This is a genomic window from Sporanaerobacter sp. PP17-6a (assembly GCF_900095615.1).
GTDB lineage: Bacteria > Bacillota > Clostridia > Tissierellales > Acidilutibacteraceae > Acidilutibacter > Acidilutibacter cellobiosedens.
The window spans coordinates 330,883-339,618 of the sequence record NZ_FMIF01000002.1 but is presented as its reverse complement, the minus strand read 5'-3'; the positions used below and the strand labels follow the sequence as shown (position 1 = coordinate 339,618).

General features: G+C 31.0%; 12 protein-coding genes. 11 read left to right on the top strand and 1 reads right to left on the bottom strand.

Features of this window, described 5'->3' with window-relative positions:
* Window positions 1-555 precede the first annotated feature (555 nt).
* Window positions 556-858, bottom strand: a complete 303-nt coding sequence (locus PP176A_RS02775) for a hypothetical protein (protein WP_200795952.1) — start codon at window positions 856-858, stop codon at window positions 556-558.
* A gap of 720 nt (window positions 859-1,578) precedes the next feature.
* On the opposite strand from PP176A_RS02775, the gene PP176A_RS02770 reads away from it, so the two are divergent.
* The 11 genes from PP176A_RS02770 (at window position 1,579) to PP176A_RS02725 (ending at window position 8,690) form a co-directional block, all read left to right on the top strand.
* Window positions 1,579-2,325, top strand: a complete 747-nt coding sequence (locus tag PP176A_RS02770; protein ID WP_071138912.1) for a copper homeostasis protein CutC — start codon at window positions 1,579-1,581, stop codon at window positions 2,323-2,325.
* A 31-nt stretch (window positions 2,326-2,356) separates the two neighbouring features.
* Window positions 2,357-3,355, top strand: coding sequence for a methyltransferase domain-containing protein (locus PP176A_RS02765; protein ID WP_071138911.1), 999 nt, complete (start codon window positions 2,357-2,359; stop codon window positions 3,353-3,355).
* A 66-nt stretch (window positions 3,356-3,421) separates the two neighbouring features.
* Window positions 3,422-4,228 (top strand): metallophosphoesterase, encoded by an 807-nt coding sequence (locus PP176A_RS02760; RefSeq protein ID WP_071138910.1) that lies wholly within the window; start codon window positions 3,422-3,424, stop codon window positions 4,226-4,228.
* Window positions 4,219-4,350 carry a hypothetical protein gene (locus PP176A_RS16575; protein WP_255401445.1) on the top strand — a complete coding sequence of 44 codons (132 nt, stop codon included), beginning with the start codon at window positions 4,219-4,221 and terminating at the stop codon, window positions 4,348-4,350. Before PP176A_RS02760 ends, PP176A_RS16575 begins: the two co-directional genes overlap by 10 nt.
* 207 nt (window positions 4,351-4,557) lie before the next feature.
* Window positions 4,558-5,271 (top strand): hypothetical protein, encoded by a 714-nt coding sequence (locus tag PP176A_RS02755; RefSeq protein WP_071138909.1) that lies wholly within the window; start codon window positions 4,558-4,560, stop codon window positions 5,269-5,271.
* Window positions 5,272-5,356: 85 nt separating this feature from the next.
* The gene (locus tag PP176A_RS02750; protein ID WP_071138908.1) at window positions 5,357-6,088 is read left to right on the top strand and encodes a Type 1 glutamine amidotransferase-like domain-containing protein; all 732 of its coding nucleotides are present in this window, start codon (window positions 5,357-5,359) and stop codon (window positions 6,086-6,088) included.
* Between the two features lie 68 nt (window positions 6,089-6,156).
* Window positions 6,157-6,474, top strand: coding sequence for a hypothetical protein (locus PP176A_RS02745; protein WP_071138907.1), 318 nt, complete (start codon window positions 6,157-6,159; stop codon window positions 6,472-6,474).
* Complete coding sequence (locus PP176A_RS02740) at window positions 6,471-6,926, top strand: NUDIX domain-containing protein (RefSeq protein ID WP_083381738.1); 456 nt, start codon at window positions 6,471-6,473, stop codon at window positions 6,924-6,926. Before PP176A_RS02745 ends, PP176A_RS02740 begins: the two co-directional genes overlap by 4 nt.
* Before the next feature lie 72 nt (window positions 6,927-6,998).
* Window positions 6,999-7,991, top strand: a complete 993-nt coding sequence (locus PP176A_RS02735; RefSeq protein WP_071138906.1) for a nuclear transport factor 2 family protein — start codon at window positions 6,999-7,001, stop codon at window positions 7,989-7,991.
* Window positions 7,992-8,050: 59 nt separating this feature from the next.
* The gene (locus PP176A_RS02730; protein WP_071138905.1) at window positions 8,051-8,512 is read left to right on the top strand and encodes a VOC family protein; all 462 of its coding nucleotides are present in this window, start codon (window positions 8,051-8,053) and stop codon (window positions 8,510-8,512) included.
* The gene (locus tag PP176A_RS02725) at window positions 8,505-8,690 is read left to right on the top strand and encodes a DNA alkylation repair protein (RefSeq protein WP_071138904.1); all 186 of its coding nucleotides are present in this window, start codon (window positions 8,505-8,507) and stop codon (window positions 8,688-8,690) included. The genes PP176A_RS02730 and PP176A_RS02725 overlap by 8 nt, the downstream gene beginning before the upstream one ends.
* The last annotated feature ends 46 nt before the right edge of the window (window positions 8,691-8,736 follow it).

Below are 8,736 nucleotides of genomic sequence, written 5' to 3'. Positions count from 1 at the left end.
TTTTAAAAAAGTTGAATAAAATTTTTTGTTGCTTTTGATAAAACATTGAAAATGTTTATTAAGAATTGAAACCATATTTAGTAAGTTCACTGAAGGCTAAGGTGGAACAGACAACTCTTCAAAAGTAATCGATTCAGTCCTTCAGACTGTTACGTACGCACTACAAACATATGCCTATATCTTCAAAAATCTTCAAAAAGAATGCAGCACTCAATTACTTACCAAAGAAGCAAATAGATGATCGCGGACATGTATGGAACTTAACAATATAACTCGATATAAACATAGAGCAGATCGCTAAGGAACAAAAAAATTTTTATATTGCCGCATCAACAGAATGATAAAAAGCCACCAGATATTTTTTATTTGATATCCAGTGGTTTTTTATTTTATAGTGTTTGATATAGTAATATAGATATAATTATTGAGGAGGAAGACAATTGGTAAAATAAAAAAATATGATATAATATCCCAAAATTTCCAGAACACATATATCTTATCCATTTATATATAAAAGATAGACAAGATATCGCCAAAACTATGCTAAAAGAATAATTAAAAACATTTTTTAATTATAGCTTTATAGATTTTGTCATTTACTTCTAACAAACTTTTTTTGCCATCCTTAAATTGGATAGCAACGGTATAAATACCCTTGGACTTAGCAGATAAAGCACCCCCCAACATTCCAACAGGACCAAGTAATGCTCCGCCTACTATTCCACGTCCAATACCACTTTTAGCGCTTTTTCTGTGTTCGTCAGTTACAAGTTCATAGGATTCAACTGTACTATTATCCAAATTAATAAATTTAGTAAAACTTGTTGAGATCGAAGCAATCCCAAGAGAACAAGACACTAATTTTCCTTCTTAATCTCCTGCAATAACCTTATTTTTAGCACCCATAATTATAACCTCCTTAAATTTATTCAAACTTTAAATTTGACGTGAATAGCTCTATCAAGAATCTTTATATATCCAGATTTAATCTTTTTCTTATTAAAAATCATAGAACTATATTTAGAATTTTACTGCCGAAGAATTATTGAGTTTTTGGCTTTTAAAGTAGCTTCATGTCCGTTTGCTAAAACAATCGCTATATTACCATATCTACATCTGATTGTTTTTATGTAAGCTAAATATTTGTCATGGGCCATTGCATCAATCGTACTGTCGCTATTTACCCGTAAATAAGAAGATTTACCCTTATCAGCCTATTCATAGTTTTCAATATTTGCTGGTACAAATATAGGTTCTCCGGCTTTTATAACACCAAGAATTGGGATAATAACAGTTTAGATTTTTTCCATTAAGTCGAATTTAAAATTTTTTAACCCAATACATAATCTGTCGGCTTCCTTAAAAATCAGTAATAATTTGTAGAGCGTCTGAATTTGGTTTTTCTTGACCAGTCTAATACGTAAAATATTCCTCCTCTTTCACTTAAATAATATCACCATAAGTAAGCAAAAACAATAATAAATAAATGATATCGTAAAAAGTTATTACACAAAAATATTAAATGATATGATAAAATATATAGTTAGTTAAATAAAAACAGGGAGGGGGAGGAATACAATGAAGAGAATTGCTGAAATATGCTGCGGAAGTTTGGAAGATGCTCTGATTGCACAGAAAGCAGGTGCCGATAGGATAGAGCTGAATAATGCCGTCTATTTGGGAGGATTGACTCCTTCCATGGGGACTATAAAGCTGACTGCCGAAAACTGCAATATTCCTATTGTAGTAATGGTAAGACCACGCCCGGGTGGCTTTTGCTACAATGACTATGAATTTAAAACTATGATATCAGACATAGAAGCTATGGGTAATTATAATATAGAAGGTTTTGCCTTTGGTTGTTTAGATGAAAACAGAAATATGGATAAAGAAAAAAATAAAACAATAATAAGTACTATTCATAAGTACCACAAAGATGCCATATTTCACAGAGCATTTGACTGTGTTAAAGATCCGTATGAAACAATGAAGATCTTGATTGATTTAGGAGTCAAAAGAGTTTTAACAAGCGGATTAAAGCCTAAAGCAGCAGAAGGAGCAAATTTATTATCTGAACTTCAACATATGTACGGAGATAAAATTGAAATATTGGCAGGCGGTGGTGTTAATGCATCAAACTGTTCTTATTTAATCAACAAAACCGGAATTTCTCAATATCATAGCTCATGCAGAATATGGAGGGCGGATCCAACTACAGTAAGTAATGTGTCATATGCTTATACTCAATCTGCTCATGAAGAATGTTATGAAATAGTAAGTTATGATAAAGCCCTTGAATTTATAAAGGCAGTAAGGGAAGGATAGAATATTTTATTATTACGTGGAGGAATGGGAAATGCATAAACGTTATATTGACATGCTTATATGCCCATCGTGTCATAACGAATTGATATGGAATATAGAAGATGAAGATGAGGATAGAATAATTAATGGGAATGCGGTTTGCCCGTCTTGTAAATCGGTATATGAAATTAGGAATGAAATTGCAGTATTTTTGACTAACGATTTATCGAGAAATGACCTTTGGAAGCATGGTGAAAGTGAGTTGGAAAGATATTTAGGAGAAAACCCTGGTATTTATGATAAGCTGATGAATACACCGGAAGGAGAAATGAATGGAGCCGATTACTGGTTTAAGGCTTCATATTTTGAATCAAAAAATGACTTCAAGACAAGCTCTGGGATGTTTAAAAATGCCTATAAAAAAATATATACCCAAGATTATATTGATGGTTGGAAAAGTCAAATTGACTTTATAGTTAACAATATTAAGTCTGATAGACCTATAATAGACATAGCAAGCGGCAAAGGCTATCTTGTTGAAAAGCTGTTAAAGGAAAGGAAGAACTATGTTGTTGCTACGGATTTTAGTCCTACGGTTCTCGAAAGAAACAAGGAATATTATAAATACAAAGGCTTATATGATAAATTGAGCTTGATATCATTTGATGCAAGAAAAACTCCTTTTAAAGATAATTCAATTGAAATATTGACCAGCAATATGGGACTTCAAAACATTGAATGTCCCGGTGAAGTAATAAAAGAGATGAACAGAATAACAAAAGGTACGTTTATGTCTGTTATGTTTTTTATAGACAAAGAAGATAAGATTCATATGGATTTATTTAATAAATATGGAAATGCAGCTTATGTTACAAGGGATAACGCCGTTGATACATTTAAGAAAGCAGGCTGGAATGTTAATATCGTTAATTCGTTTTTAGCAAATATCGAGCCTACGCCTGAAGGCAAAATTTTAAAGGGTGCAAGTGTTGACGGATTTCCGATAGTCGATACAAGAATTGAGTTTTGCGTAATTCAGGCGACAAAATAATGAGTTAGCAACAATTGTTAACTGGCGGCATGAAATTAAGCACATAGGATAGAAAGGAAGTAATTCATGGTTTTTATAGTTTTTCTTCTATTAGTTATTTTTGTTTTAATTATAAAAGGTACGAATTTTGTAGATATCAGGAAAGTAAAGATACGTGACAATAAGATAAAGGGATGTATCAGAATAGCCCATATATCGGATATTCATGGAAAAACCCGGTATTTAAACGGCAGTATCAGCAGTATTATTAATAAATACTGTGTCGATTATGTAATTTTGACAGGGGATTTATGCAATAATTCCGTCCAATTGGAAAAGGTTATGGAAGAATTAAAGAAAATAAAAGTTAATAAAAGAATCTTTATAATATTAGGAAACTATGAAAGGACGGAAGTAAGCTATTTAAGGAAAAAGGAAACTGATATTATCAAAAAATTAGTTGGCTACAACAGCAATAAAATAAAAGTTCTTATAAATCAATACGAAGTTATGGAAGATTCGCATAACAAAATACTTTTCTATGGTTTTGATAATTCCGTTTACGGCAATGAATCCTATAATAATGCTTTAAATGAAGAAAAATTTACATACAGAATCCTCTTTGCTCACTCCCCCAATATTATTGACTATATTGAAAAAAGGGGCATACCTTTTGATATTATTTTGGCCGGTCATACTCACGGAAACCAATGGAACATTCCTTTTGTCTGTAGAATATGGAATAAATATCCCCGATTTCCCAGCGGAGTGAATGAATATGACGGAAAGTATATAATTATATCGCGAGGTTTAGGCACTTCCAGGATACCGATACGGATAAACAGCAATCCCGATATTTCAATATATGATCTCTGCGGAAAAGAATGCAGATAGGGGGACGTTACTATAGTGATGATAAATTAAGAAAGATAATAAAAGAAAAATATAATATTGCTAACTTGACGGAAATGATTCCGGATAAAAGAAACGTAATTATTAAATATGTTACAGCGTGAAAGGTACAATGTCAGACAGTTAAGCAGGATATCGGGGTTAGGCAAGACAAAACGTCCCTGTGTCCATGGAAAATCTGAAGATTATTGAATATGATCCGTCCTACGCAAAAGAGGTTGCAAGGATAAAGATGTCATTTCAGTTAAAGCAGACCTTGGACTTGCCTCCTTTGAGAGAAAGGCTTTGGTTTTTAAAATAGGAGATGCGGATTGTATTCTTTAAAATATAAAGGCCATCAATGGCTTAAATCCACGTTTCCAAATATAGAAATCAGTTCCGATTATAATCCTTGGTTTGGCGGAATACAGACTTTGCCCGAAGATTGGGATTTTAACTCAAAACCTGTATTGAAAGAGAAAATCAAAACGGATTTTATTGAAATCTCCGATAGCTGCGGTAACATATGGCATGGAATAAATTCAAGGCTTTTAATTAAAGAGTATAACGAATTCAAAGGGCTTGAAATAAATGAATACTTTTTAATGCTTCCCAAAGTTCCCGTATTATGCCACGTTATTGAGGTATCTCAAGATATGAAGATATTTATGAAGGATAGAGCATTTATCACGAAAACATTTTTTAATCTGAATAATGACCTTACCAAAAGCTATGTCGTGGCGGAGAATGAAGAACATGATTTTATAAAATATAGAGGCGGAATGGGGGAATGCTTGGTATTGTTTAACCCATCAGCCATTTTTGAAGGAGAAAATTTAAATAATAAGCTTCAATTTTACTCAAACTCCCCATGGGATAATAAATACTGCAACATTAATAATGACGGAGTTGTACTTAAACATAGTTACAGGTTGAGTCTGGAAAACGGTTCGAAGGCTTTTCTGAACCCAAGGTTTTATATTATGATCGATGAGCATATATCGGATAAACTTCTTAGGTGTTTGGATAATATAATGTTCTTTTGATCTAACTTTCAGTTAATAAATATTTTATGGCAACCGCACTAATAAAAAAGAATAACAGTATTTTTCTCATAGGGAGGATATTTTTATGGGGAAATTTGTATTGATAGGAGGTGTAACCCCTCCTTTGTCTTTGGATATAATTGATGAAGAGATAATCAGATTAACAGACAATAAAAAGCCAAAGGTACTTTACGTTCCGACAGCAGGAGGGGATGACCCGGATTATTGTGATTTTTTTAGGGGGATATATGAAAAAAGGTTTGGATGTGATCTTGACATACTGTATTTGGTAAGAGAAAATCCCACAGAGTATGAGATTAAAGAAAAGATTTTTTCATCAGATGTCATTTATGTTGAGGGTGGAGATACTCAAAGGCTTATGGATTATTTCAAAAAATATAAAATGGATGAGATTCTTCTAAAAGCATATAAGAATGGAATAGTTTTGGTAGGGAAAAGTGCAGGTGCTCTTTGCTGGGGAAGTTATTATTTTGAAGATGAAGAAGCAAATGATTTCAAGAATTATATTGACATTGAATGTCTAAAATTTTTAAATTTTATTATCTGTCCACATTATAATATGGAAGGTTACAGCGAGAAAATGGATGCCATGATAAATATGCATGGCGGCGTTGGAATCGGAATTGAAAATAATTGCGCTCTGGAAATAATTAATGACAAATATCGCATAATCGCATCAAATTGTGATTCTAACGCCTATAAGGTATACCAAAACGGGACAAAGATATGCCTGGAAATCATTATTAAAGATAGTAATTTCAGGAGTATGAAAGAGTTGATTCAGATACCGAGTTAATAGAGAATTACATATACCGTTTTGATTTGATATAATAATATAAAAGACACTAAAAGGAGAGATTTGTTATGACTTGGAAAGAGGTAAGGAAATTATATCCCAATCAATTTGTTAAGTTTAAAATATTAAAATCTCATATTGAAGGAAATAAGGAATATGTTGATGAGGTTAATATTATAAAATCTATTAAAGATGGTAAAGAAGCAATGAAAGAATTTATTCATTGTGGAGAAGGACAGTATGTTTATAGTACTAAAAATAAAGAAGTAATAATCGAACTTGTAAAACATATAGGAATTAGAAGGAGTATATTAGAATTATCTGTATCTGAAAGGAATAATTCTAATATACATCTGAATGGAAATTTCAAAAAGGTGATTATATGAAATTTATAATAAAATTCATTCATATCATTTCAAAGATTAAGTGGAAAATCATTAAGCCTATTACAATAGGAGTAAGAATAATATTAATTGATAATAACAAAATTCTTTTAGTCAAACATACTTATGACAACTACTGGTATTTGCCGGGAGGCGGAGTAAAAAAAGGGGAATCCTTTGAAGAAGCAATTTGTAGGGAATTAAAAGAAGAGTTAGGGATAGAAATTGATGATATGAATTTATTCGGAGTTTATAACAATTTCAGTGAAGGTAAAAATGATAATATTATTATATTTGAATCTGAAAATTTTCAAATGAATAATAAAAAGAGTATAGAAATTGAAGAGTTTAAGTTTTGTGAGATTGATGATACATTAAAAGGATTATCTCCGGGAACAAAAAGAAGATTAAAAGAATATTTGGAGGGCAATAAACCGTATTTTGGTATGTGGTAGGGATAGATTGGTAAAAACAAAGTACTTGTTCTCTTTTCAATAACAAGATTATCACTGGGGGATTAATAAATAATGAATAAATTTGGTGTTCAATATTTAAATGAAGCATTAGAAAAAGAATTAGGGGAAAAAGTTTGCATTAGTGATTTAAGAGCTGAAAATAAGGAAATCAGAAAAACCCTAAAAAAATTTCAGCAAGGCTACACTAAAAGAAATTTGGAAGAAATAGACTTTTTTATGAAAAAAATTTTTATAGATTCACACGAAACATCTATATTAGGTACCGGAACCGGTGAGTTAGCTTTAGGGATTGATGAAGTAAGAAATTTAATCGAAGATGATTGGAAATATTGGGGAGATATAAATATAGACTGTGAAAATGCAAATATATCACGTTTTGAAGATGTTGCGTGGGTTTCGACTAAGGGATCAGTTAAATATATTTTTGAAGATACATTAGAGAGATATGATAATTATCTTAGTTTTATCAAGGACAAGGTTCACGATGATACACTTACGCCCAAACAGAAGGTTACTTATATTAATTGGGTTTTAGCATTAACTTATCATCAGCGTTTACAAGGAAAAAGAGAATATTTATGGCCTTTAGGTTTAAGCGGAGTTCTATTAAGAGATAAAGACAGATGGAAGTTTAAGCATATTAAATTTTCTATTCCAAGGGCTAATTTTCCGGGTGAACGTTTTGAAAATTCTAAACAATATACAGATAGTTATAACGAACAAAATAATAAAGCTAATGAATACAAATACAATCAAATCACGCCCCAAATAAAGGAGCTTTTAAAAAGTTTTCAAGTAGATATTTTAGGAATTGAAGATATTACAAAAGAGATGATAGAAAAATATTTTGTAAAATCAAAAATACCATATATTATTGGTCCTGAAAATCAATGGTATTATGGAATTGATCAGATCAATGAATTTTTTAATAAAAGCGATAAATTTAACGTAAATTTAGATATAGAACATTCAATTGCATCCACATCAGGCGAAATTACTTGGCAAGAAAACATAAAAATGGGGCCCTATCATATAACCATGTAAACGTTATTCATAGCAACATAGAGGAAATGAAATAACTATTATTATAAGGAGGCAAATATATGCACTTAGGTTCGATTTATTTAATAGTACAAGATTTTAATAAGTCAATTCAATTCTATGAAAAATTATTAGAAATGCCAGTAAGTGCTCAAAATATGCAAAGATTTGCTCAGTTTGAGTTTGAAGGAAATAATATTTCCATTATGAATGGTTATTTTGATGCCATGAATCCGAATTTAACTGTGTGTAAAGGAGAATATATAGAGGAATTCGATAATTTGGTTGCAATGGCAGAAGCTGAAAATACACATAAATTTGTATTAAATTTCTGGGCCGAAAACCTGGAAAAAGAAAGAGAAAGAGAAAGAATAGTGCAGTTAGGTATTAGCGATAAATTGACCAAAATCAAATATGTTAATAATGTAAAACCATATTATTATTTTCAATTTACAGACCCAGATGGAAATATTATCGAAATAACAGGTCAATATTCTCCAAAGAAAGGAGAATTTGATGAATGATAAAAACGAATTGGTACTCAAAGGATACGGTTGGATGCTAAAGTCATTTTCACAAGTAAATAAAGGGGAAGTAATTGATTACCTAATTAAAAATCACAAGAGTATGCCGAGAATTTCTTTTAGATATGCAATAGAAAAAATGGATAAAGAAAGCCATTTATATCTTATGGAGTTATAACATTATTTTAATATATAAATTGGAAGTTATAAATGGATATCTTTTA